Origin of the sequence: Bifidobacterium dolichotidis (assembly GCF_003951975.1) — a bacterium.
In the GTDB taxonomy this organism is placed as follows: domain Bacteria; phylum Actinomycetota; class Actinomycetes; order Actinomycetales; family Bifidobacteriaceae; genus Bifidobacterium; species Bifidobacterium dolichotidis.
Window position 1 is genome coordinate 642,766 of sequence record NZ_QXGM01000001.1, and the last position, 24,452, is coordinate 667,217.

Annotated in this window: 20 protein-coding genes; 12 read left to right on the forward strand and 8 right to left on the reverse strand. The window is 48.9% G+C overall.

All coding sequences use genetic code 11. The annotated features are described in order from the left end of the window. Nucleotides 1-361 precede the first annotated feature (361 nt). Both oxc and D2E26_RS02420 read left to right on the forward strand, forming a co-directional pair. On the forward strand, nt 362-2,140 hold the full coding sequence (oxc, locus tag D2E26_RS02415) for an oxalyl-CoA decarboxylase (protein WP_125963079.1): 1,779 nt from the start codon (nt 362-364) through the stop codon (nt 2,138-2,140). Between the two features lie 177 nt (nt 2,141-2,317). Then, a complete protein-coding gene (locus D2E26_RS02420; RefSeq protein WP_125963080.1) occupies nt 2,318-3,421 on the forward strand; it encodes an AEC family transporter in 1,104 nt (367 codons plus the stop codon). Between the two features lie 898 nt (nt 3,422-4,319). On the opposite strand, the gene D2E26_RS02425 is transcribed toward D2E26_RS02420, so the two are convergent. Continuing rightward, nucleotides 4,320-5,711 carry a hypothetical protein gene (locus D2E26_RS02425; RefSeq protein WP_125963081.1) on the reverse strand — a complete coding sequence of 464 codons (1,392 nt, stop codon included), beginning with the start codon at nt 5,709-5,711 and terminating at the stop codon, nt 4,320-4,322. A gap of 185 nt (nt 5,712-5,896) precedes the next feature. On the opposite strand from D2E26_RS02425, the gene D2E26_RS02430 reads away from it, so the two are divergent. Next, the gene (locus D2E26_RS02430) at nt 5,897-6,943 is read left to right on the forward strand and encodes a PPC domain-containing DNA-binding protein (RefSeq protein ID WP_125963082.1); all 1,047 of its coding nucleotides are present in this window, start codon (nt 5,897-5,899) and stop codon (nt 6,941-6,943) included. Nucleotides 6,944-7,272: 329 nt separating this feature from the next. On the opposite strand, the gene D2E26_RS02435 is transcribed toward D2E26_RS02430, so the two are convergent. Both D2E26_RS02435 and D2E26_RS02440 read right to left on the reverse strand, forming a co-directional pair. After that, a complete protein-coding gene (locus D2E26_RS02435) occupies nt 7,273-7,905 on the reverse strand; it encodes a GyrI-like domain-containing protein (RefSeq protein WP_125963083.1) in 633 nt (210 codons plus the stop codon). Between the two features lie 48 nt (nt 7,906-7,953). Continuing rightward, entirely contained in the window at nt 7,954-8,496 is a 543-nt protein-coding gene (locus D2E26_RS02440) for a hypothetical protein (RefSeq protein ID WP_125963084.1), read from the reverse strand. Nucleotide 8,497: 1 nt separating this feature from the next. Between D2E26_RS02440 and D2E26_RS02445 the strand changes: the two genes are divergently transcribed. Next, entirely contained in the window at nt 8,498-8,722 is a 225-nt protein-coding gene (locus D2E26_RS02445; RefSeq protein WP_125963085.1) for a hypothetical protein, read from the forward strand. A 131-nt stretch (nt 8,723-8,853) separates the two neighbouring features. Here D2E26_RS02445 and D2E26_RS02450 read toward each other — a convergent pair whose 3' ends face one another. The 4 genes from D2E26_RS02450 to D2E26_RS02465 form a co-directional block, all read right to left on the reverse strand. Next, nucleotides 8,854-9,408 (reverse strand): adenine nucleotide alpha hydrolase family protein, encoded by a 555-nt coding sequence (locus D2E26_RS02450; protein WP_164515828.1) that lies wholly within the window; start codon nt 9,406-9,408, stop codon nt 8,854-8,856. 59 nt (nt 9,409-9,467) lie between these two features. Then, nucleotides 9,468-10,043 (reverse strand): hypothetical protein, encoded by a 576-nt coding sequence (locus D2E26_RS02455; protein WP_125963087.1) that lies wholly within the window; start codon nt 10,041-10,043, stop codon nt 9,468-9,470. A gap of 228 nt (nt 10,044-10,271) precedes the next feature. Beyond that, complete coding sequence (guaA, locus tag D2E26_RS02460) at nt 10,272-11,834, reverse strand: glutamine-hydrolyzing GMP synthase (RefSeq protein ID WP_125963088.1); 1,563 nt, start codon at nt 11,832-11,834, stop codon at nt 10,272-10,274. A gap of 185 nt (nt 11,835-12,019) precedes the next feature. Beyond that, nucleotides 12,020-12,901, reverse strand: a complete 882-nt coding sequence (locus D2E26_RS02465) for a CDGSH iron-sulfur domain-containing protein (protein WP_125963089.1) — start codon at nt 12,899-12,901, stop codon at nt 12,020-12,022. A gap of 537 nt (nt 12,902-13,438) precedes the next feature. Between D2E26_RS02465 and D2E26_RS02470 the strand changes: the two genes are divergently transcribed. From D2E26_RS02470 to D2E26_RS02500, 8 genes are all read left to right on the forward strand, one after another. After that, nucleotides 13,439-15,919, forward strand: a complete 2,481-nt coding sequence (locus D2E26_RS02470) for a phosphoketolase (RefSeq protein WP_125963090.1) — start codon at nt 13,439-13,441, stop codon at nt 15,917-15,919. A gap of 384 nt (nt 15,920-16,303) precedes the next feature. After that, nucleotides 16,304-16,825, forward strand: coding sequence for a GNAT family N-acetyltransferase (locus tag D2E26_RS02475; protein ID WP_125963091.1), 522 nt, complete (start codon nt 16,304-16,306; stop codon nt 16,823-16,825). A gap of 33 nt (nt 16,826-16,858) precedes the next feature. Then, nucleotides 16,859-17,035, forward strand: a complete 177-nt coding sequence (locus tag D2E26_RS07460) for a hypothetical protein (RefSeq protein WP_164515829.1) — start codon at nt 16,859-16,861, stop codon at nt 17,033-17,035. 258 nt (nt 17,036-17,293) lie between these two features. Beyond that, entirely contained in the window at nt 17,294-18,616 is a 1,323-nt protein-coding gene (gene frc, locus D2E26_RS02480) for a formyl-CoA transferase (protein ID WP_125963092.1), read from the forward strand. A 301-nt stretch (nt 18,617-18,917) separates the two neighbouring features. Beyond that, nucleotides 18,918-20,366: a lipopolysaccharide biosynthesis protein gene (locus D2E26_RS02485; RefSeq protein ID WP_206432057.1), complete on the forward strand. Its 1,449-nt coding sequence runs from the start codon at nt 18,918-18,920 to the stop codon at nt 20,364-20,366. Continuing rightward, the gene (locus tag D2E26_RS02490; RefSeq protein ID WP_125963093.1) at nt 20,315-21,310 is read left to right on the forward strand and encodes a LicD family protein; all 996 of its coding nucleotides are present in this window, start codon (nt 20,315-20,317) and stop codon (nt 21,308-21,310) included. The genes D2E26_RS02485 and D2E26_RS02490 overlap by 52 nt, the downstream gene beginning before the upstream one ends. A 75-nt stretch (nt 21,311-21,385) precedes the next feature. Continuing rightward, nucleotides 21,386-22,165 (forward strand): IspD/TarI family cytidylyltransferase, encoded by a 780-nt coding sequence (locus D2E26_RS02495; RefSeq protein WP_125963094.1) that lies wholly within the window; start codon nt 21,386-21,388, stop codon nt 22,163-22,165. After that, nucleotides 22,162-23,193 (forward strand): NAD-dependent epimerase/dehydratase family protein, encoded by a 1,032-nt coding sequence (locus D2E26_RS02500; protein WP_125963095.1) that lies wholly within the window; start codon nt 22,162-22,164, stop codon nt 23,191-23,193. Before D2E26_RS02495 ends, D2E26_RS02500 begins: the two co-directional genes overlap by 4 nt. A gap of 231 nt (nt 23,194-23,424) precedes the next feature. Here the strand turns inward: D2E26_RS02500 and D2E26_RS02505 are convergent, their stop codons facing one another. Then, complete coding sequence (locus D2E26_RS02505) at nt 23,425-24,063, reverse strand: L-threonylcarbamoyladenylate synthase (RefSeq protein ID WP_125963096.1); 639 nt, start codon at nt 24,061-24,063, stop codon at nt 23,425-23,427. Nucleotides 24,064-24,452: the final 389 nt, after the last annotated feature.

The window sequence follows — 24,452 nt, forward strand, 5'->3', positions numbered from 1 at the left end:
TTCTGAACTGTCGCTTGTTGAAAAAAGATTGAACGAGCGATGAGCAAGCACTGGTGAAAAGGTGCGGCATAGCGTGAGTAGTGCACAACGGCGGTAACTCAAGACTCAATAGGAGAGTAGAACAGAACTCCTTATTTCCCAAGCCTTCCGGTTAGCTCAACCGAGTGAACCGGAAGGCTTTTTCTATAGAGGTGCGGGAAATGCTCTGATCAAAATGTGAACTGGATAACAACTAAAGCTGAGAGTTTCCCGAAAATCGCCAATTATTTGCTGCCCGTATAATCAAAGGATATTCCCAGCATTCACACAATCTCCATTTTTAGAGTCGAAGCCATACAGATCACGAAAGATGGAGGTTGCAATGGCAGAAGCTACTGCAGAGACGCAAACCGCGTCGACCGAAAACAACTTGACTGATGCCCCACACTACTTGGCTGAGGCACTTATTAAGAACGGCGTGAAGCACATGTACGGCGTCGTCGGCATCCCAGTCACCGACTTCGCACGTATTGCTCAGGGCATGGGCATTCGCTTCATCGCAATGCGTCACGAGGCAGATGCAGTGAACGCTGCAGCAGCTGAAGGCTTCCTGACCGGTCGCCCAGCAGTGGCTCTGACCGTGTCGGCTCCAGGCTTCCTCAACGGCTTGGCTCCACTCAAGGAAGCAACTGTTAACGGCTTCCCAGTCATCATGATCGGCGGTTCCTCGACTCGTAACGTTGTGGATCTGCACGAGGGCGAGTACGAAGGCCTCGATCAGATGAGCTACGCAGTTCCATTCTCGAAGGAATCGATGCGTCTTGATCGCATCGAGGACATTCCACTGGCTGTGGCTCGCGCAATGCACATTGCTTCTTCCGGTCGCCCTGGTGGTGTGTACATTGACTTCCCAGACGACACCGTTGCACAGACGATGACCGTTGAGGATGCAGAAGCTAACATGTGGACCGCAACTGATCCAGCTCCATCGGTCCGTCCAACCGATGAGTCTATTGATAAGGCTCTGGAGATGCTGGCTGCTGCTAAGAACCCACTCGTTGTTATCGGTAAGGGCGCTGCAATCGCTCAGGCTGAGAACGAGGTTCAGGAGTTCATCAACAAGACTGATATTCCTTACCAGCCAATGTCTATGGCTAAGGGCCTGATCCCAGATACCGATCCTCACTCGACCGCATCTGCACGTGGTATGGCTCTGAAGAACGCTGATGTTGTGCTGCTGATCGGTGCACGTCTGAACTGGATGCTCGGCTTCGGTCGCGGCAAGTCCTGGAACCCAGATGCAAAGTTCATCCAGATTGATATCGATCCATCCGAGATGGAGAACGCCCGCCAGATCGCATGCCCACTCGTTGGCGACATTAAGTCCACGATGAAGGCTCTGAACGAAGGCCTCGAGAAGACCCCAGTCAAGGCACCTGAGGCATGGCGCCAGATGCTGCAGACCAAGATCGATGAGAACAACGCTAAGTTCGCTGCTCGCACGAGCGCTGACACTGTTCCAATGGGTCACTTCAACGCTCTTGGTGCAATCAAGAAGGTCACCGATCGTCACCACGACATCTACATTGCAAACGAGGGTGCAAACTCGCTCGATATTTGCCGTAACGTCATCGACATGTACATGCCACGTCACCGCCTCGACTGCGGTACTTGGGGCGTCATGGGCTGCGGCACCGGTTACGCAATCGGCGCTGCTGTGACGACCGGCAAGCCAGTTCTGTACATCGGTGGTGATTCTGCATTCGGCTTCGATGGTATGGAAGTTGAGACCGCATGCCGCTTCCACCTGCCAATCACGTTCGTTGTGCTCAACAACGGTGGTATTTACCGTGGCGACTTCGAGAACCTCGGCAACGATGGCGATCCATCCCCACTGACCCTGAGCTACGACGTCCACTACGAGAAGATGATCGAGGCCTTCGGCGGCAAGAGCTACTATGCAACGACGCCTGAAGAGGTCGAGCAGATGGTTGAAGAGGCAGTCACCTCCGGCAAGACCTGCTTCGTCCACGTGCAGCTGGCTATCTACGCAGGTAGCGAGTCCGGCCACATCGGCAACCTGAACCCTAAGCCAGTCGTTGGCCCTCTGGCAACCTCCGAGGTCACCGCTAACGACTACGTTCACGGCGCACACATGTGATCGGTGAGTGACTCGATCACTCAAAAATAATTAAAAACCTGACTTCGTCCGGCTCCGCCCTGTCAACATGAGCGGCGCGGAGCCGAGCGGGGTTTCCATTCTGGGAATATCAACGAGCCGTCTACCGATGGCGATGTTCCCGGGCTTTTTAACCCCCGAATTATTAGGACTTTTCTCATGGGAAAAATTATTGTTGATGACATTGTTCCAATCATCGTCATCATGGCACTCGGTTATGTATGTGGTAAGTTCCACTACTTCGATGATGATCAGCGACAGGGCCTGAACAAGGTCGTGCTGAACATCGCACTGCCTGCTGCATTGTTCATCTCGATTGTTAAGGCAACTCGCCAGATGCTCGCAGCTGATCTGACGCTGACGATCCTCGGCTTCGTCGGTATTGTGGTCATGTTCATGATCAGCTACTGGCTGTGCAAGCTCATGTTCCACCGTTCCACCCAGGAAGCAGCAGTCTGCGCATTGATTGCTGGTTCGCCAACGATCGGCTTCCTCGGCTTCGCAGTGCTCGATCCTATCTACGGCAACACCGTGAGCACCAACCTCGTCATCTCGATTATTTCCATCGTGGTGAACGCAGTCACGATTCCTATCGGCATGTACCTGATCAACCTTGGCCAGACCAAGGATAACGAGAAGCTCGCTCTGGCAGCTGCTAACAAGGCTCTGCCAACCGCTCCAAAGAGCGCAGGCGACATCGCTGTGGACCCAACTAAGGATCCAAAGCAGGACAAGGATGCTGAGATCTCCGTTGCTGCTTCTGACAAGAAGGGCAAGGCAAAGCGCCAGATTAAGAACAAGAACGTTGCAGCTCTTGTGAACGCACTTGAGCAGCCAGTCGTTTGGGCTCCAATCCTGGCAATCCTCTTCGTGCTTGTTGGCATTCGCATTCCAGAACAGGCAGCTCCAACCTTCGATCTGATCGCAAAGGCAAACTCGGGCGTTGCAGTTCTCGCTGCAGGTCTTGCACTGTCGACCGTTAAGTTCTCGCTCGGCTGGGAAACCATTTGGAACACCATCTACCGTCTGATCATCACGCCAGCTGCCTTCTTGGGTGTTGGCCTGCTCTGCGGCATGGGTCACGACATCAACAAGCTCGCAATGCTTGTTCTGTCCGTGGCACTTCCACCAGCATTCTCCGGCATCATCATCTCGAGCCGTTACAACATCTACGTCAAGGAAGGCGCTTCGACGACTGCAGTTTCGACTGTCGTGTTCGCTGTCACCTGCCTGCTCTGGGTGTGGCTCGTGCCACTGGTCTGATAACACCAGTACATTACAGAATTTCGGGAGGCTCGCTTTAAGCGGGCCTCCCGTTTTTGTATGCTGAGACAGATTTCGTAAGTATCATACGCATGATCCTCGTGAATACTCTGCGTATGTATTCTTTGTAACTATCTTTTGTATATTCTGCATAAGCAACAGGTTTGCTACATATCTGTGTACTTTGTTGTACGAGCAACAATCCTGCTGCATAATCAACAGGCCTGGTATGGTCATTCCTGGACTTGAGCGTTTGTGTTAGAGCACGGTCTCACATATTTGGCACACGCATACGCATTGCGAATAGCGTTACCGTGTGCGGTCTTCTTACTATTGCAACGTTCTGAGCGGTTCTATCACACGCTTACTGAGCTGAGCGTAATAGCAGTGTGCAAATTATTGGATTTAATCACACTGTTACGGCGCATCCATTGGTAATCGTGTGCATTGATACAGAACAATCGTTGGCATAGCAATGATCTGATATCAATGAAGATCACGGTTACCGTTTTGTCAGTCCATAGCAGTGTGGGTAAGTTCCGAGACAAAAAAATATGCGGAATGGAATTGCCTCTTCAGTCAGTAAGACCATCAAATGGAGAACTGAAGATGTCAGCAAATCAGTAGTAATAGGAAGAGTAGTAGAGGAGAAGTAGCACAACATCGGTATGGGAAGGCATACCTGTGAAGGTCCGTAGCAGTAGACCAGTAGAACGAACGTCAACCAGGGACGTTCCGTAACGGAAGACCCCCGTGAGAATGTAAGTGATGGAAAGTTAGTATTGCACGGCCCACAATTGATGGTTGTGCAACAAGACTAGTAAAACAGAAAACTCCTATATATAGGTATGGAATCAATATATAGGAGCTTTTGTTATGTTGCTCTGAAGTGCGTGAATTATGAATTCTTCACAACCTTTTGCGGACCGTACCAGTGCAGTACCGTACCGGTTTTGCACTTTGCATAGATCAGCATGGCAATGCCTTGCAATGCAACGACGACTGCGCAAGCAATTCGCGTTATAAGGAATACGGTGCTGACGCCTTCAATATTCATATGGAATGCATATGCAGACATAGCAATCGTGTCATTGTGCAGCATAATGAACGAGACAATAGCCATCACAATAACGAGGATTGTCTGACCGGCAACAATACCTGTACCAATCGTTTTCTGCGAAGATAGGCCTACATCAACGCGAGACAGCTCTGTGTTGCGACCAAAGATCGTATGAATAGACTGATCACCGATCTGGGATACGAAACCAATTAGGGTCATCGCAATAACACCAGTTACATAGGTAGGTATAGCGAACAATACGAGCAATCCAAGCATGCAGATGACGCATAAATTAGGAACGCTTAAATCATGCTTATGTAGTGCTGCAATAATGCGAGCACCTATAAGAATTGCAATGAACTGACCCAAGAACTGGAAGCCGTTGATCATAATGACGCCAGTGATATCGCCTTGTGCAATGAACTTAAACACGAAGAACAGCACACACATAATCAATACTTCATTGACATATACGCCGCGGTATTCGAAGACCTGCTTTGTAGTGTATTTCGAATGGGCTGCGACAATAATCAAAATAATTGCCGACAGAAGTACCACAATAATAATGTCAACTGGGCCTGCAGTTTGTTTGAACAGGCGCACGAAGAAAGCGATAAGCAACATCAGCAGGGCAGGAATGCCATCTTGCCAGCGGCCAGTGTTAGGAACGAAAATTCGAGCATGACGCTTGTCGGAGTCGACTTCGAACGACTGAACGGTAAGCAGAGCAGCAATCGTCATAACGACGTACATGGCAATAATGACGGTTTCCAGGCGTCCCATCTGTCCAAGAATGACGAATGAGAGCACAGTCATAATTGCGAAGCCGACTGCGTTCGCGTGAGGATAGTTGAACTTATGCTCAGCTGCCAGTTCTCCCTTAACGGTGCGGTACATCGTACCGAAAATCGAGGTACCGAAACCAATCAGAATAGCGCCGATATCATAGAACGCAATATGGAATGATCCGAATAGAATCGTGACAGCACCAATAATAACGAGCCAACCACTGATTTTTGCCAAACGATACGGGTTGTTGACTTTACCGAAAATACCAAGTGTAAATTCACCCATCTTGCTGAATGCATAGAACAGCACAAATGGGAGCACATACGTAAATTCGCCTTCGTGTTTAATAAATGATGTCACGAAGATAAACAACGGGATCATAGGCACACCAGTGATGGCAGCTTCGGTAATCCATACGCCAAGATGTTTGAGTTTTTCCATGTATTCCTCTACTTACACGATCTGTATTCAAGTGTAAGGAGGGGAGCTGGGTATTGCTTTGGACATAACCAGTGAAATGTTGAAGGCTGCACTTCGGCATTGGAATTCTGAACAGTAAGAGACTTTTGGAGTGAGGCAGTATACCCCCGTACAATGAATGGAAGAAGAGGGTGGGGGTGTTTTCAATGAAGAAAACGAAGTCCGCATTTATTGCATCGGTTGAGGCTGCCCGTAAGAATTTGGAAGACGCGCAGGCTTCGCATCAGCAGCACGTACAACATGCAGAACAACGGTTACAAGCGGTTATTCAGGAGTACCAGAAGACCATCCAACGCGTGCAACGAGAAAAGGACTATGCAATACAATCACGAACACGCAGAATAGGATCATTCCAGAATGCTGTGCTGTTTGCCAACCGTGTAGAAAGCAACGGTATTGTCGTTTCGTTCGAACAGCCTGTTCAGGTCAATGTCACAATCAGTGGAACGTTCTATACCACGCAAGATACAAAAAGCGGTGTAGGAGTCAGTCTCGGTGGCGCAGTACTTGGTGGAGTAGTAGCTGGACCAATGGGTGCTGTTATCGGCGGTAAAAAAGATAAGGTAAACACCACAACGCAAGTGCATGATAATCGCGTTGTTTATATAACCGTCACCGCACCCCGCAGCCAAATACTTATACAAGCTCCAGCAGGTGCTGAGTCACAAGCACGAGCATTTGCCAACCTCATCACCAATACCTACGGGTCGTATGAGAAAACATCAGTATTTATGGAACGACTGCGCCAGCTTGATCTGAAACTAGAATCTGTACGTTCCAGCATTGCTCCAATACGCCAAGCCGAACAACACGTAAATGCGGTATGTGCCAATGATGCGCCAGTACGACGAGCACAGAACAAACTGGCATCCATACTTGCATCAGCAAGCCCTGATGAGTTAGCGCAACTAGACGCGCATGACCAAGCACAAGATGACTTTATGAAAAAACGCAGAATCATGTTGCTCGTCATCCTTGTTGTACTAGGACTAGGTGTTATTACAGGAATCGGATATTGCTCATATCGAGCATTCCATACACAGATCGCTTCACCACATGTCTTAACAAGTGTCACGAGCAAAGAATCATTAGAGCTTTCTGTTTTACCGAGTAAGGAAACAGAACAACCTCCGTTAATTGTCATTCCAGATGTACTGGGGAGGGAGCAGACGATGAACTCAACAAAACATTAAGATCGTTTGCCGCATTAGCAGCAGTTCAAGAATATGGAAAAGCTCAGCATCCATACGGCATCTAACTTCATACCATCATGGGACATTTAGCAAATTACGCGAAAGATGGCCAATGGATTATGAAATACGAATGCGATGTCACTCACCAATACGGTGCCACAAACTATAGCCTGTGAGGCTATAGTTTGTGGAACAACCGATCATCCTGAGATCATTGACTTTATTGTCTATTAATTCGATTAGGGCGACTGCGCTCGCAAGATGCATATTGATTTGTTCTAGGTCAGTAGGAATGACAGATTCAGGTCAATTCGTGACTTTGATTGCAGCTACATCTTGATAATTGGATGCCTAATGATGGTTTTGAGTTTGTCAGGGGAGCAGCGGCGTGGATCTGAAAGATAGATCTCATGATGGTGACGACCGCTTGTCATATCGTTCGCAAAGCCCTGCTGATCAATGAATGCATCCATCTGTGCAATCGTTGTGGGCTCGTCGTCATACGATCCAATATGCATGACTTGGACGCACAAACCTTCATCGATGGTCTGCATTTGTGCAATAGAGCAGTCGAGCTGTTTCTTCTCGCTGGCTGTATCGACAGCCCATTTGAAGTTATCAGCGGTTATGAAATCGGGGAGGCGGATTGCAGAAATCCATTGGAATGAGGCTTTATTGCTGTAATCAATACCGTTGCTGCCGTCTTGCCACCAGAAGCCCTCAAGTGGTGGCACCACATAAGGGAAATAGCCATCGATGCTGTAGTCAGTTTTGTAACTCATCTTGAGCGTGTACGAAATGGCATACAGTACATTGAGTGCCTGCTGATATGTGCCATCAGCTTCATTAGGGTCGCCAACGCCCTGGACTGTAACGAATTGCATTGCCGGCACGGTAATAATTGATGGCTTACGCTTAGGTGCGTAGAGATCCTTACATTCCTTTTTGAAATCGTATGCCATAGTATTCACCTTTCTCAGGTTAGCTCCAACTCGTCATAGATCTCACGACTATTGCTGAATAATCGTGAGATCCTTGGCAAGCTCATACTGCTTGCCACCAACGGTAAGTGTGGTGCCATCAAAATCGGTTGCTTGGCCAGCAATATATTCCAACGTTTCCGGATTCTTTTGAACGGGGCCTTGTGTGGTCCACGAGAAGAGTGACGGCCTGTCTTTCCCCTCAGCAACGTAGGGACTGAAGACGTATGTCTTAGCATTATTAGCATCATTACCAATGCTCACAATAAAGGTTGGATAATCGGCATAGTTGTCAGCTTTAACGCCCCAGAACGTCAGTAGTTGAGGATTGTTTGGAATGCCAATCTTTTCCATTGGTTTGGCATACTGCGTGCCGGTCTTAGGATCCTTGAATTCCACGGAGATACATTCCTCGCCGTTTCTATCGGTGATATCGGCGAGCATCGTCCAGCCGTCGGGCAGTGTGCCACGAAAGTCACTCGGCAGTTTGTCGCTTGTAGTGCGAGCGTCATACACCTGTCCGGAGCAGTCTACAAGAATCGCGCCTGAAGAGGTTGTGCAAGCAGTATTCACAGTGGCTGCGTCGTTCGCAGAATCTGACGAGTCGTTTGATGATGAGCTACTTGATGATGAACTGCTCGGCGCAGAAGTTCCACTAGGAGATGGGGCAGATGCGGTATTTCCACTACATCCAGTAAGAGCCAGAGCGCAAACGATGCATGCAATACTGACCAGTGAAGCGCACCATAGTTTCTTCATTTGGCTCTCCGATCCCTTTTTCAGTGATATTTTTCAGTGATATTTTCCCGTGATGGTTGATTACAAATGCGTCCCGCCTTCACAAGGTTGGCAGGACGCATGGGGTGCTCGTTTGATTACTTGCAGTCTTCATTGAATGCAAGCTTGCACATCCTATTCGGTAGGGACAGCCTACTTGGTAGTAACTTCCTTCTTGGTAGGAATTTCGAAAGCAGCGTGGCTCGTTGCAGACGTGTAACCGTAGAACTCCAAGGTCACAGGATCGCCCTTCTTAATGTCTTTTGCATAGAAGCCAAGCTTCATATCGCCGGCCTTACCAGCGGCCAAGGTGTCGTCCCACTTAAGCATGCCTTTCTTAACTTCGTCACTCAGTGGGGAGCCATTGATCGTCTTCTGATCAGGACCTTGATAGCACCTATCCTGCAGTGTCCTCTGAATCTTCTGTTCCTTATCGGAAACATTCTTAATGTTTACCGTGACCAGAAGAATCTCACCATACTTTCCATCGGTAAACTCATGATCAGTAATTTCGATGGTGTATAGATCGCCATTTTCGTTGGTAATAGTTTGTGCTGGAATGCTTGGCTTGCTCTCTTCAGCAGGTGCATTAGCACTACTATTGCCACCCTGGTCACCACCCGTATTGCCGCCACAGCCGGCGAGAGCAAACACGGCAAGTGATGCGCACAAGGCGCAAGCGATAAGATCTACAATCTTTTTCTTCATTTGTCCTGCTCCTTTCGTCTTGGACCCGTTAAACGTGGTCCTCATATTGTTGCGCCGAGCTATGCGGCAACAATTGTTTCCATTGCCTGACTGATTTCAGGCGCCTGAGTAGCAGCAAGCGCTGCGGCATCAGGTTCGGTTGCACTGGTGTAGGCAACCATAATCTTGCATCCATAAACACCGTCAATAGCTCCGTTGAAGTTAACGAAGTAATAGGTGGTGTTTGGTCCATACCAGCTCTCGGCATCGGTAACCATAGTGACTGTGTATGGAGTGGTACCAGCAGATTTCGTATCAGAGTACTTGGCAAGTGCCTCTTGGAAATCTGCTTCATTTTCATAAATGCTGGTATCGCCAGGCCAAATACTCACTTTGTAGTTGGCATCGCTGTATCCGCCATCGGAATTAGGCGTAAAACCATCAGGCACAGTCATATGAAGTGCGACTGGACCATGGCCAACTTCTGCAGGTCCATCAGCGGCGCTGCTTGACGGACTAGAAGACTCAGATACGTCACTCGTTGTTGTTTCGCTTGGTTCTGGGCTGCTCGAGTTTGAAGGACTACCGCATCCTGCAAGAGTGAAGCACAGTGCAAAAACACAAAGAGTTACTGCGTGAGGTAGAAGCTTTTTCATAGGCCTTCCTTCCGTTGAAGACACAATTATTAGCTTGTAACCATCAACTGTACAGAAAAGCAAACAAACGGGGGTAAAAAGGTCACATTGAGAGAGCCCTATTTGAGAGAGCTCTATATGAGTCAGCTCCACACCTATACATATGAATAAACCCCTGAAACTGTATTGTTCAGGGGTTTCTTTGTTTACGTCCGTGCTATGCCATTACGCGTACACAACTGAGCAGGATCACTCCCACTCGATAGTTGCAGGTGGCTTCGAGGTGCAGTCAAGCACAACTCGGTTGATCTGGCGGCATTCATTCGTAATACGCGTCGAGATCGTTGCGAGCACATCGTATGGTAGGCGAGACCAGTCAGCAGTCATAGCGTCCTCAGAGGAAACTGGACGCAGCACAATTGGCATACCGTAGGTACGCTCGTCGCCCTGCACACCAACCGAGTGCACGTTAGCGAGCAGCACTACTGGGCACTGCCAAATATCGCGATCGAGGCCAGCCTTCGTCAGCTCTTCACGCACAATTGCGTCGGCCTCGCGCAGAATATCAAGACGTTCACGCGTAATCTCGCCAATAATACGAATGCCAAGACCTGGGCCTGGGAATGGTTGACGCCACACAATCTCATCTGGCAGTCCAAGTTCCGAACCAATAGCGCGCACCTCATCCTTAAACAGCGTGCGCAGTGGTTCGATCAGTTCGAAGTTCAGATCGTCTGGCAGACCGCCCACATTGTGGTGCGACTTAATATTCGAAGCGCCGTCACCGCCGCCCGACTCAACAACGTCTGGGTACAGCGTGCCCTGCACAAGGAACTTCACTTCCTTGCCCTGTGCACCAGCTGCTTCAATCACCTGACGCTGAGCCTGCTCAAACGTACGGATGAATTTTTCGCCGATAATCTTACGCTTGCGTTCAGGTTCTGAGACGCCCTTCAGTGCGCTCAGGAACTGTTCGGAGGCGTCAACAGCAATTAATTTAATTCCTGTGGCTGCCACAAAGTCGTGCTTAACCTGTTCGACCTCGCCCTTACGTAACAGGCCATGATCAACGAAAACACAAGTGAGCTGCTCACCGATTGCCTTATGCACCAAGGCAGCTGCAACAGCAGAATCAACGCCACCAGAGAGACCACAAATAACCTGAGCGTCGCCGACCTTTTCGCGAATCTTAGCGACCTGATCCTCAATAATGCCTTTCGAACTCCAGTCATCAGGCAGGCCTGCGCATTCGTGCAAGAAACGCACAATTAAGTCCTGACCCATAGGTGTGTGCTTGACTTCTGGATGCCACTGCACACCATACAGCTTGCGCTTTTCATCCTGCATAGCAGCAACAGGTGCGCCTTCAGTGTGTGCAATAACGTCAAAGCCTTCAGGAGCGCGGTTCACAGCAACGCCATGGCTCATCCACACATCCTGCTCGTGAGGGGAGTCTTCAAGCATGCCACAAGGCTTATCAATAATGGCCTCAGTCTTGCCATATTCACCAAGAGCAGCCTTATCAACATCGCCGCCGAGCTCATGAGCCATAACCTGGAAGCCATAGCAAATTCCGAGCATTGGAACACCAGCATCGAAAATAGCTGGATCAATATGTGGGGCACCTGGCTCAAAAACAGAAGCAGGACCACCAGAAAGAATAATGGCCTTTGGATCCTTGGCAAGCATTTGCTCAATCGGCATGGAGTGTGGCACAAGTTCGGAATAAATATTTGCTTCTCGAACACGGCGAGCAATAAGCTGCGCATACTGTGCACCGAAATCAACGACGAGGACTGGGCCTTGAGCCATGTGATGAAACCTCTATTTCTTCTTAGCGTCTCTCGAATGGTCTTCGTTTGCACCCCGAAGACCCTCTCTGTAGAACTTAGCATGTTTACAGAGAGGGGTTATGGGTGGTTCCATTGTGCTGTGCGAAGCCGACAAGGCTAAGAAGCGAGGAATTCCAATGTTTATTGAATTACCAAATTAATGCATTACAGCGTTGGATTATCGTTAAATGATTCGTCGACGGGGCCAATCTCTCCATCCCAGCATGGATCGTCATCCATGAACTGCACATTAATATGCATTGCATCACAGAATGGAGCATTCTGAGTAGAGCCAGAACGGCACAGTGCATAACGATTGCGATCTTCGTAACGGTGACCGTCAACACCGATCAGTGGAATACCACCGCGAACGAAGTATGGGCCAGCAACGCCCTCCTCATAATCATCAATAATGACAATAGATGGATCAAAGTGCTGCTCGTATACCTTGCCATTATTGACGTTAATAGATTCAAGGCGACCAGTAGGGCAGAGCCATGAACCCTGCACAGCTTCAGTTGCGAGTTCTTCAGTATCTGCTTCTTCAGTCAGATTCCACACATCACCGTCACGACGGTGGCAGAAGCGCGCATATGCACAGCGCTGATCATCACCAAGATCAACAATTGGACCTTCAACGAGCTCTGCACGTTCAGCATAAGGAGCGCGATCAGCTACTTCTGTACCATCAAAACCGATCTTTTCATGCGTGCCATCACAGAAAGGCTTGTGCGATGAAGCACCGCAACGGCACAGATATACATCACCGTGCTCATCTGGATGCGTTTCAATAGTGCGCTGACGGTGATATTCCATGTGCGTCTGCTCTTCATTGTGCAGGAACACATCTTCATACACGGCAACATCGCCGTGAACACGATACGGACCGTGAGCAATGATGCTAATGGAAACATCCTGTGGCTTTGGCTCAGGAATAGGCGAGACTACTGAATAATCAGGTTCCTCTTGATCATTGCGACGTGTGTGCTTTTCCGTATTACGGGTGTGATGCCAGCCGGTGCTGCGCGTCTGAGGGGACGTTGGCATACATGCTCCTTATCTATGTACTTCGTTGTTGACGAGAGTTCTCGAATTCAATGTGAGAAATCGAACAATGCAGGTATGTGCTCGTGCTGAGTGAACAACTACCTCTATATGTGCCAAGTCTATGGGTGAGCATTTTGCTTCATTGACAGTTATGCCGCGAGTGCAACGTTGAGCAGAGTCATGTGAAGTGTTGAAAATACTTGGATGACAGCGTATAACAACACGCCGTTTGCGTTCAGGGAAATGAACGCAGTTAATGAACGTTGAGATACTGCAAACCGTTGCAATAACGCCGTTTTCTGGTACTTTCAAAGGGAACATGAAGTGTTCACAAATCCACCGTTAAATTACACAAATGTGTAAATAAAGCGAACATTTACGCTCACACATACTCATTTTTCTTCCAAAAGTCGCTCAGTACCCGTACGATATTCAGCGATTGGGCGTGCACCCCCATGCTGCAGAGCAGATGAGCGGGCGCGCACCTGAATGGAAATAAACCACATGCACTAAATGTGCAGAAGTACAGGAGAACACATGACAAGTCCTGTTATTGGCACCCCTTGGCAGAAGCTGAACCGTCCAGTTTCAGAAGAAGCCATCGAAGGCATGGATAAGTACTGGCGTGCAGCCAACTACATGTCCATCGGCCAGATTTACCTGCGTAGCAACCCGCTGATGAAGGAACCTTTCACCCGTGACGATGTCAAGCACCGTCTCGTCGGTCACTGGGGCACCACTCCGGGCCTGAACTTCTTGCTGGCTCACATCAATCGTTTGATTGCTGATCACCAGCAGAACACTGTGTTCATCATGGGCCCAGGCCACGGTGGTCCTGCAGGTACGTCCCAGTCCTACCTGGACGGTACCTACACTGAGTACTTCCCAAACATCACCAAGGATGAGGCTGGCCTGCAGAAGTTCTTCCGCCAGTTCTCTTACCCAGGCGGTATTCCTTCGCACTACGCACCAGAGACCCCAGGCTCCATCCACGAGGGTGGCGAGCTCGGTTACGCTCTGTCGCACGCATACGGCGCTGTGATGAACAACCCAAGCCTGTTCGTGCCTTGCGTTGTTGGTGATGGTGAAGCTGAGACGGGCCCACTGGCTACCGGTTGGCAGTCCAACAAGCTCGTGAACCCACGCACCGACGGTATCGTTCTGCCAATCCTGCACCTGAACGGTTACAAGATTGCTAACCCAACGATCCTGGCTCGTATCTCCGACGAAGAGCTGCACGAGTTCTTCCACGGCATGGGTTACCACCCATACGAGTTCGTTGCTGGCTTCGACAACGAGGATCACATGTCGATCCACCGTCGCTTCGCTGAGCTCTTCGAGACGATCTTCGATGAGATCTGCGATATCAAGGCAGCAGCAAACACGGACGACATGACCCGTCCGTTCTACCCAATGCTGATCTTCCGTACGCCTAAGGGCTGGACCTGCCCTAAGTTCATCGACGGCAAGAAGACTGAGGGCTCTTGGCGCGCTCACCAGGTGCCACTGGCATCTGCACGCGACACCGAGGCTCACTTCGAGGTTCTGAAGAACTGGATGGCTTCCTACAAGCCAGAAGAGCTGTTCGATGCTAACGGCGCTGTGAAGGAAGACGTTGTCTCCTTCATGCCAAAGGGCGAGCTGCGTATCGGCGCAAACCCTAACGCTAACGGTGGCGTGATCCGCAAGGATCTGGTCCTCCCTGAGCTCGAGAACTACGAGGTCAAGGAAGTCAAGGAATTCGGCCACGGCTGGGGTCAGCTCGAGGCTACCCGTCGTCTCGGCGAGTACACCCGCGACATCATCAAGAACAACCCAGATTCGTTCCGTATCTTCGGACCTGATGAGACCGCTTCGAACCGTCTGCAGGCTTCCTACGAAGTCACCAACAAGCAGTGGGACAACGGCTACCTGTCCAAGGATCTCGTTGACGAGCACATGGCTGTCACCGGCCAGGTCACCGAGCAGCTTTCCGAGCACCAGATGGAAGGCTTCCTCGAGGGTTACCTGCTGACCGGCCGCCACGGCATCTGGAGCTCCTACGAGTCCTTCGTCCACGTCATCGACTCCATGCTGAACCAGCACGCAAAGTGGCTGGAGGCTACGGTTCGTGAGATCCCATGGCGTAAGCCAATCTCCTCGATGAACCTGCTCGTCTCCTCGCACGTGTGGCGTCAGGATCACAACGGCTTCTCGCACCAGGATCCAGGTGTCACGTCGCTGCTGCTGAACAAGACGTTCAACAACGATCACGTCATCGGTCTGTACTTCGCAACCGATGCTAACGTGCTGCTGGCAATTGCTGAGAAGGCATACAAGTCCACCAACATGATCAACGCTATCGTTGCTGGTAAGCAGCCTGCTGCTACCTGGACGACGCTTGATGAAGCTCGTGAGCTGGTCGCTAAGGGCGCTGGCGAGTTCGAGTGGGCTTCGAACGCTAAGACCAACGACGAGTGCGACATCGTGCTCGCTTCCGCTGGCGATGTTCCTACGCAGGAGCTCATGGCAGCTGCTGATCGTCTGAACAAGCTCGGCGTGAAGTTCAAGGTCGTCAACGTTGTGGACCTGATCAAGCTGCAGTCCGCTAAGGAGAACGACGAGGCTCTGTCCGACGAAGAGTTCACCGAGCTCTTCACGGCTGACAAGCCAGTCCTGTTCGCATACCACTCCTACGCACACGATGTGCGCGGTCTGATCTACGATCGTCCAAACCACGACAACTTCACGGTTGTTGGTTACAAGGAGCAGGGCTCCACGACCACGCCTTACGACATGGTCCGCGTCAACGACATCGATCGTTACGAGCTCACCGCTCAGGCTCTGCGCATGATCGACGCTGACAAGTACGCCGATGAGATCAAGAAGCTCGAAGACTTCCGTATCGAGGCCTTCCAGTTCGCTGTCGACAACGGCTACGATATCCCTGATTACACCGACTGGGTGTGGCCAGGCGTCAAGACCGATCTGCCAGGTGCTGTTTCGGCTACGGCTGCAACCGCAGGCGACAACGAGTGAAATTAGTTTCACTTCGCTAACGCTTAGCTAGCAAAAGCCCCGCATGGATTACCATGCGGGGCTTTTCCGTTTATTGGCTATGTTCTGAATGGTGCAACATGTTCTGAATGGTGCAACGTGTTCTGAATGGTGCAACGTGTTCTGAATGGTGCAACATGTTCTGAATGGTGCAACGTGTTCTGAATGGTGCAACATGTACTGAATTGTGCACTCTGTACTTCGACAACGCATAATTTTTAATTGCTTGGGGAGTATCCATCCTCAAATTGCCTCAGTACGTATGTATTGGCAATACGAAGTTATAACTGTTACTGAGGGAATTACGGAAATAACAATATGAAAAACTCTGTTGAATGAGAGCAAGCAAGATCTCAGGGAAGTGGAGTGAGTACAGTGAGCATAACAGTTGTCGAACCATTGCAGAGCAAGTATTTAGCGGACTTTAAGCGTGATATGCAGGATGCATTCCGAAAAGGTGTTGAAGCCGCGTTTGGTGAGAGTGGCTCGGAAATTTTAAACGAAGCTGAAATAGATGAAGCACTGAACCGTGAACATTCTGCCGCGTTTGCAGCGATGCAGGGAAGTGAGTTAGTTGGCGGCGCGATTGTTGATGTCAATCCTGAGACGGGGCATGGTGAGTTGACGCTACTCTATGCACGACATGATCATCAGAGCGAGGGGATTGGCAGAACGATCTGGCAGTGGATCGAACAGCAGTATCCAAAAGTGACCGAGTGGGAAACATGCACGCCATATTTTGACAGGCGCAACGTGCATTTCTATATCAATAGTTGCGGATTCCATGCTGTTGATCTCTCGCGCGACGATGATCTGCAAATTGAAGGCGAGACACCAATGCCTGAAGAGGAAGCATGGATGTTTACTTTTATTAAGAAGATGCAATAGGTAACGTAACGATATGAGGAACGGGGGAGAGCAATGGCTCATAAGGCTGAATTGTCTGAGTGGCGTATTGACGACCACATCACCTCGCAGGAGTATGCGGATGCACTCTATGCCGAGGCACTGAAGTCGCAGGATGAACGCTGTATCTCAGCAGTACGCGAGGCGATTACACAAGCGGGGTTCAATGTTCCGTTCACCATTGCTGAGTAAGCAAATAGGAAAATGTATACAACAGAATTCGGGCTTATGCGAGTACTTAAGCGTATGAAAAGGTCATTAATGTGACGAGCAACGAGTCGATTTCTGGGTGAATTCAATATGAAAAGTGCAGAGAATCTGGCCTGCCTGTATGAGGTCACTGGAGGTTTTCTGGGAATACGCTGAATATTCGACTGTGAGCAGAAACCTCAGCTAATTCCCATAAACGAGCGGTTATATGAAGCCATCGAAATCCTACAAGGAGGTCTCATGGCAGACGCAAAGAATACTGCACCACTCGCTGGTATCAAGGTCATCGATTGGACCCAGGTCCAGTCTGGTCCATCCTGCACGCAGATGCTCGCATGGCTCGGCGCTGACGTTATCAAGATTGAGAAGGTTAAGGGCGGCGATCCAACCCGTAACGAGATGAACGACGTTGACGGTTCGTACTCGCTGTACTTCCTGCAGCTCAACGCTAACAAGAAGTCGCTGACGCTGGACATGAAGTCCGACGAAGGCAAGAAGATCCTGACGGACCTCCTCAAGGATGCTGATGTGTTCATCGAGAACATTGGCCCTGGCGATGTTGAGAAGCTTGGTTTCGGCTGGGATGCAGTCCATGCTCTGAACCCACGTCTGATCATGGGCTCCCTGAAGGGCTTCAACAAGGGCTCCCGCTTCGAGAAGGTTAAGGCATTCGAGCCTGTGGCACAGTCCGCTGCTGGCGCTGCTTCCACCACTGGTTGGAACACCGGCGACCACACGCAGCCACTGCAGTCCGGTGCTGCTCTGGGTGATTCGAACTCCGGTATGCACCTGCTCATTGGTATTCTTGCTGCTCTGATGCAGCGCGAAAAGACTGGCGAAGGCACCTACGTCTACCAGTCCATGCACAACGCTGTTATGAACCTCGTGCGTATTAAGCTGCGTGATCAGCTGATTCTCGACAACCTGCACGAGCTGAGCTACTACTCGTCTTACCCAGGCATCAAGTTTGGTAAGGCTATTCCACGTGCTGAGAACGCAGAGGGTGGCCTCGTGCTTGGCTGGACCTACCGTGCAAAGGGTTGGGAGACCGATCCAAACGCTTACGTGTACATCGTTATTCAGCAGTCGCCAAAGGGCTTCGAGCTGTTCTGCAAGGCTCTCGGCTTCGAGGATTGGCTGACGAACCCAGACTTCAACACTCCAAACGCTCGTAACCTGCACAAGCAGGAGATCTACAAGCGCGTCGAAGAGTACACGATGCAGTACGACAAGTACGAACTGACCGAGAAGCTCGGCGCTGCAGGCGTCCCTGTCGGCCCAGTCCGCGATTGGTACGAGATTGAGAACGATCCTGAGCTCAACTCCGATGGCACGATCGTTACGATCGATCAGGAAGATTCTCGTGGCAAGTTCAAGACGATCGGTATGCCATTCACGATGTCGAACTACACGCCAGACTACGAGCGCGCTCCAAAGCTCGGCGAGAACAACGCTGAGATTCTGAAGTCGCTGGGTTACACCGACGACCAGATTGCAGAGCTCGGTAAGGAAGGCGTCATCGGCAGCAACGATGGTGTCAAGGCTGATCTGCTCGAGAAGTGATTGAACCTTCTTTAGGAAGCTGAAGTAATTCGGCTCAATAGATAAGGGCATTTACCTGGCTGTGGTTGGGTAGATGCCCTTTTTCTGTTATTGAAGTTTTGTGATGAGGAGGAATTATGGAGTGTATTCCTCTTAATTGGCATATGTTCCTTTTATGTAGGGTTCTATAGAGCAACGATCAAATTAAATCCTTGAACTATATCATTATGAATCCACTGCGAAAAGCCCAAGATATGGACATATTGCAAGAATTTGGAACAAATCATGGATTTGCTGTGGTATATACGGTTTCATCTAAATTGTGACGAAGGATATGCGAACAACCGCCTTTACCAATTTGGTATGGCGCTTTATGGAACGTGCAGCAGCACAACTTGTAGCCTTCGTTGTCTCAATTGTTCTTGCACGATTGCTCAGTCCGCGTGAGTTCGGTCTTATTGCGATTATTACAGTATTCACTAGTCTTCTCGCTGTGTTTGTCGATAGTGGACTTGGTACGTCGCTAATTCAGAAAAAAGATGCTGATGAACTCGATTTTTCTAGTGTCTTTTATTTCAATCTTTTCGCATGTGTAGTGCTGTATGCAGCGCTATTCATGAGTGCTCCGTTGATTTCGGATTTCTACCACATGCCGGAATTAACCTGGCCGGTTCGCATTCTTGGTCTGACGCTTGTGATTACTGGTGTGAAAAGTATTCAGCAATCGTTTGTAGCAAAGAATTTATTGTTCAAACGATTTTTCTGGGCAACATTAATCGGAACTGTAAGCTCTGCTGCAGTAGGCATTGCAATGGCTGTTATGGGCTTTGGTGTCTGGGCTCTGATTGCGCAGCAAATCAGCAATGCTGTTATAGATACTGCTGTTCTTTGGATAACCGTACGTTGGCGACCACATCTGTGCTTCTCGTGGGATAGGCTGCGTTCCTTGTTGAGCATGGGTTGGAAATTCTTAACAGCCTCGCTCATCGATACGGCGTATTCGAATCTGCGTGATTTTGTGATTGGTAAGCGCTATTCATCGGTTGATCTTGCGTTCTTTAACCGAGGTCGTAGCCTTCCTTCCTTTATCTTTAGTAATGTAAACATTTCGCTCAATAGTGTTTTATTGCCGGTGCTTTCTCGCGCACAAGACAGTGTGGATCGTTTGCGCCAAATTACTAGGCGCTCTTTGCAGATCGGTAGTTTCTTCGTATGGCCAATGGCTGTTGGCTTAGCGGTTACCGCGGGTAATATTGTTGATCTCTTATTTGGTCCGAAGTGGGCAGCTGCTGTTCCATATCTGCAGATTTATGCTTTTGTCAGCGCAACAACACCAATCCAGGTGGCTAACGTTAATGCAATTAAGGCAGTAGGCCGAGCAGATACATTCCTATGGCTTGAGGTTTGCAAGAAAATAATCGGCACTGCAATTGTATTTATTGCATTGCCATTTGGCGTTGTGGCCATTGCATTGAGTGCGATTGTATATTCTGCAATCGCATTCGTCCTCAATACTCGCATGACACGACGCATTGTTAACTATTCGTGCCTTGAACAATTGCGTGACATGTTGCCGTTTATGGGACTTTCGGTAGTGATGGGCATTGCTGTGTGGGCAATTAATTTCTTGTCAGTACCAGTATTACTGCAATTCACAATTCAGGTAATTCTTGGTTTAACACTGTATCTCAGTGCGGCAGCACTACTGCGCATAGAAGCGTGGCAATATACAAAAAATATCGTGGTTGGATTACTGAAAAAGAAGAAGTAACAGTGCAGAGAAACTTACACCAGCAACACGGATCATCAGAGAAAGGCATACTGTTGAAGAAACATGTGAGTGCATCAAATCTGTGCGAAAAAGAATATGTGCAATTATCAAATGATGATTTGCGTATTATCCATGAGCTTCAGCTGCAGATGGCGGTTGAGGTTCGTCGTATTTGTGAGAAGTATGGGATTCGCTATACGTTGTGTGGTGGTTCGTTAATTGGTGCTGTTCGTCATCAGGGGTTTATTCCTTGGGATGATGATATGGATATTGCCATGTTGGCGAAAGACTACGAGCGTTTCCTCGAAATCGCGCCACAAGAACTTGACCAGAAGTTCGCCATCATCAATTATGAAAATTCGCCAGAGATGGTGTTTGTTAATACTCGGGTTATCTGCAGAAATACTGTTATCAAGAATAATGCTGGTGCACGTGCTACAGCACCTCATGAAGTATTTATTGATATATTTCCATTCGATAACATGCCGGATTCTAAAATCAAGTGTTTTGTACATAAGGCAATAGAGGTTATTGGACGTCGTATTGTTTATTTGAAAACTGGATATCCGTTAAATGTGTCATTGTATAAGCGAATTATTATATGCTTGTTATCAATATTTGTTCCGAATGAAAGATGTGCAAAAAAACTTTATCGTTGGAATCAACATCGATTTGACCAGAACAACAGTAAATCTGTAGTTAATCTTTGCGGTACATACGGGTATCGTAAAGAGACCGTGCCTCGAAGATGGTTTAGCCAATTCGTGCCCGTGCAATTTGAGGGCGAAACGTTCTCTGCTATTGCGGAATATGATGCGTGGTTGAAGCAGGTATATGGCGATTACATGGCATTGCCACCAGAAAACCAGCGTGTTCATTCTCACTTTCAGCCAGTTGAGATTGATTTAACTGCATTCGGTGGAAGAAAAGCAGAAATTGAGTAGTAAGTATTGTGAATTTATTCGTAATCTAATACTCTCAATATTGTCCATCTCAGTACTAAGGAAATAGGAATTATCATGACTGTTATTGCCATGATTATTGCGGGTGGCCGTGGGGTGCGGATGAAGAATCACACACCTAAGCAGTTTTTACATATTTTTGATAAGCCTATGGCCGTCTACACGCTTGAGGCTTACGAGAAACATCCTGGCATTGATGAAATTGAGGTGGTTTGCCTTGATGGATGGCAGGATGTTATGCAGCAGTATGGCAAAGACTTCGGTATTTCGAAACTGGTGAACGTTACTCGAGGAGGAGCTGACGGTCAGTCTTCAATCCGAAATGGCCTAGAGTCTATTGCATCGCGCCATAACGACCATAAGGATGAGGTTATGGTGTTGGTTTGCGATGCTAACCGTCCAATGGTCAGCGAGCAGATTATTGATGACTGTATTCGTGTTTGCCAAACACACGGTAACGCCACCGCCTCGGTACCATGCGCAACAGCGGTATTACATATTGGCGATCAGGCACTTGTTGAGATGCCTCAGCAGCAAGCCTTGAGTTCCCAGACAGAGGTGCCGCGTCATGAATTACGATTGACGCAAACTCCGCAAGCCTTCTATTTAGATGACATTCTGGATGCACATCATGAAGCGGAGGCTCGTGGCATTACTGGGGCAGTAGCTTCGTGCACACTCTATGCGCAGATTGATCGTCCAATATATTTCTCTGAGGGATCGGATAAGAATCTGAAGCTTACAACGCCAGATGATATTGATATTTTTAAGGCGTTGCTTGTGGCCTCTGATCCAGAACAATATGTGCAGAAATTTAGGCAAAAGGAGATGGAGTGATCTCGATTCAAACATCGTCGTTATATCGAGATCAAATTCGTCAACTTGCAGCGTCAATTACCATGCCAGCTGGCGCCACAGTGCTCGTTACTGGTGCCACTGGCTTGGTTGGATCCTGCCTTGTGGATGTGCTGGCTGCTACCGATACAGGTATTCGAGTTATCGCAACTTCGAGAAGCCTCGAGCGTCTCACACAACGATTTGAATATCTGCTCAACGATGAGCGGATTAAGCTTATGCGATGGGATGCAGCAGATCCACTCCATTGCGACGACCCCGTTGACTATGTGATTCATGCGGCGAGTAATGCATCACCGAGCTTATATGAAGCACATCCAGTACAGACGCTGCTCACTAACGTCGAGGGCACGCGCCATGTACTCGATTTCTGCCAGGACAAGGGCGCTCGTATGCTCTTGACTTCCACATTTGAAGTATATGGGAATGTGATAGCTAGCCCGCAGGGTCTGCAAGAAGATGCTCCGTACACAGCAGATCTCAGCACGCCACGTTCATGCTATCCGGAGAGTAAACGATGCGCTGAGGTATTGATTCAGTCATATGCAAGTGAGTTCGGTACGGATGCACTTATTGCACGATTGGGTAGTGTATATGGGCCAACCATGCTTGACTCCGATAACAAGGCACATGCCCAGTTCTTCCGCAAAGCTCTTGCAAAGCAAGATATTGTTATGAATAGTGCGGGTCTGCCACGACGTACATATTCGTATGTAATCGATGTAGCAAGTGCTTTGTTGTTCCTACTGGTTCATGGTGAAACTGCTCAGGCATACAATGTTGCAAGCAGCGGTGAGAGTGCTAGCATCGCCGAAATTGCGGAGCATATTGCACACATAGCAGGAACATATGTACAAAAACCTGAGCTATCTGAATCGGATGCACTGCAAACAGCTCCAAACCACACGTTGAATGGAGCAAAGATCCATGCACTTGGCTGGGCGAGCGCCTACAGCCTTGACGAAGGTTTACGTAGCACTATTGCTATTCTGCAGCAATCATCGGAATAGAAGTTCCAAACGAGCACACTGCTGAAATATAACGAAGAGGCCAATACGGTGAAGATGCATCGTATTGGCCTCATATCATTTTCTGTATTACTTACCGAGTTAGAGCCAGCAGGACCTTGCTCTCTACAGCAGTGGCTCATACCTGCTACATCAGTAGCTCGTACCCGCTACATCATTAGCTATTACCTACCACAGCAGTAGCTTCAATGCTTTGCTTACTGCATCAGTAACTTATAGTGCCTTATTCACTTCATCGGTAGGAATGCATCCTTCTCGCAAGACCCGAATACCATTCTTTGCTGCTGGATCGGCTTCAACAACGGTACTAGCTACATGACCTGCTGTTGGGCCGCCATCCAAGTACAGATCTACTGATTCGCCAAACGCCTCAATTGCTTGATCAACGCTTTGTGCGCTTTCTTCACCTGACTGGTTTGCACTTGAACAAGCCATTGGACCGACTTCGCGCAACAGCTGCAAGCACTTAGCAAAGTTAGGAACGCGAATACCCTGAGTGCGCTTACCTGAAGGCGTGTGACGTAGCGTGCATAGTGCACAGGAATCTGATTTCGCTTCAGCAATAGGAGAGAAGGCTCCTGGCATGAAGTGTGCGGCTAAGTGTTCGAGTGGGCTTGGCAGTTCGAGACCAAGATCAGCGAGCGCACGAACATCATCTACAACAATCTGCAGTGACTTTGCTGCTGGACGATGCTTGGCCTCATAAATACCGTGAACAGCTTGCTCATTAAATGGGTCGCATGCGATGCAGTACACGGTATCGGTTGGTATAACAACAAGGCCACCATTACGAATTATTTGTTTTGCCTGTTTAATGGACTGGTCATTAATTGGCTGGACGTTGATGCTCATGTTCCGTATCTCCCCAGTATGGTGTGTTGGTGTGGCCGCCAATAAGTCTGAGGTACCGGTCAGTGTGCAAGGTCTGTTATAACGCAACTGTTCGCGTTATCGTATGTGCACGGTTTCAGCGTGTGGTTGCGTCGCATGGGTTTGCGTACGCATGTGCTGAATACTGATTGAGTCCTGCTTATTGAGGCTCGAGTTTTGTTTCTGTGGTTGTACTCTTCAGCTTACTCGGGGGTATTGGTTCCGTGTGGGTGTTTTTCACGATACGGAGCTCCATGATATGGAGTTACTGAGAATATGCTGGTGAATTCATAACGGCACCTTGAAGGTAATGTACACCTATCTTTTGTACTGTTTTTATACTGACTTTGTGCTGAGTTTATGCTGAGCTA

What these genes read in the sequence shown, in the direction of transcription:
- D2E26_RS02455 (WP_125963087.1), bottom strand. Translation starts at nt 10,043, where the DNA reads ATGAAAAAGCTTCTACCTCACGCAGTAACTCTTTGTGTTTTTGCACTG.
- guaA (WP_125963088.1), bottom strand. Translation starts at nt 11,834, where the DNA reads ATGGCTCAAGGCCCAGTCCTCGTCGTTGATTTCGGTGCACAGTATGCG.
- oxc (WP_125963079.1), top strand. Translation starts at nt 362, where the DNA reads ATGGCAGAAGCTACTGCAGAGACGCAAACCGCGTCGACCGAAAACAAC.
- D2E26_RS02425 (WP_125963081.1), bottom strand. Translation starts at nt 5,711, where the DNA reads ATGGAAAAACTCAAACATCTTGGCGTATGGATTACCGAAGCTGCCATC.
- D2E26_RS07460 (WP_164515829.1), top strand. Translation starts at nt 16,859, where the DNA reads ATGGCTCATAAGGCTGAATTGTCTGAGTGGCGTATTGACGACCACATC.
- D2E26_RS02505 (WP_125963096.1), bottom strand. Translation starts at nt 24,063, where the DNA reads ATGAGCATCAACGTCCAGCCAATTAATGACCAGTCCATTAAACAGGCA.
- D2E26_RS02430 (WP_125963082.1), top strand. Translation starts at nt 5,897, where the DNA reads ATGAAGAAAACGAAGTCCGCATTTATTGCATCGGTTGAGGCTGCCCGT.
- D2E26_RS02465 (WP_125963089.1), bottom strand. Translation starts at nt 12,901, where the DNA reads ATGCCAACGTCCCCTCAGACGCGCAGCACCGGCTGGCATCACACCCGT.
- D2E26_RS02435 (WP_125963083.1), bottom strand. Translation starts at nt 7,905, where the DNA reads ATGGCATACGATTTCAAAAAGGAATGTAAGGATCTCTACGCACCTAAG.
- D2E26_RS02470 (WP_125963090.1), top strand. Translation starts at nt 13,439, where the DNA reads ATGACAAGTCCTGTTATTGGCACCCCTTGGCAGAAGCTGAACCGTCCA.
- D2E26_RS02420 (WP_125963080.1), top strand. Translation starts at nt 2,318, where the DNA reads ATGGGAAAAATTATTGTTGATGACATTGTTCCAATCATCGTCATCATG.
- D2E26_RS02450 (WP_164515828.1), bottom strand. Translation starts at nt 9,408, where the DNA reads ATGAAGAAAAAGATTGTAGATCTTATCGCTTGCGCCTTGTGCGCATCA.
- D2E26_RS02495 (WP_125963094.1), top strand. Translation starts at nt 21,386, where the DNA reads ATGACTGTTATTGCCATGATTATTGCGGGTGGCCGTGGGGTGCGGATG.
- frc (WP_125963092.1), top strand. Translation starts at nt 17,294, where the DNA reads ATGGCAGACGCAAAGAATACTGCACCACTCGCTGGTATCAAGGTCATC.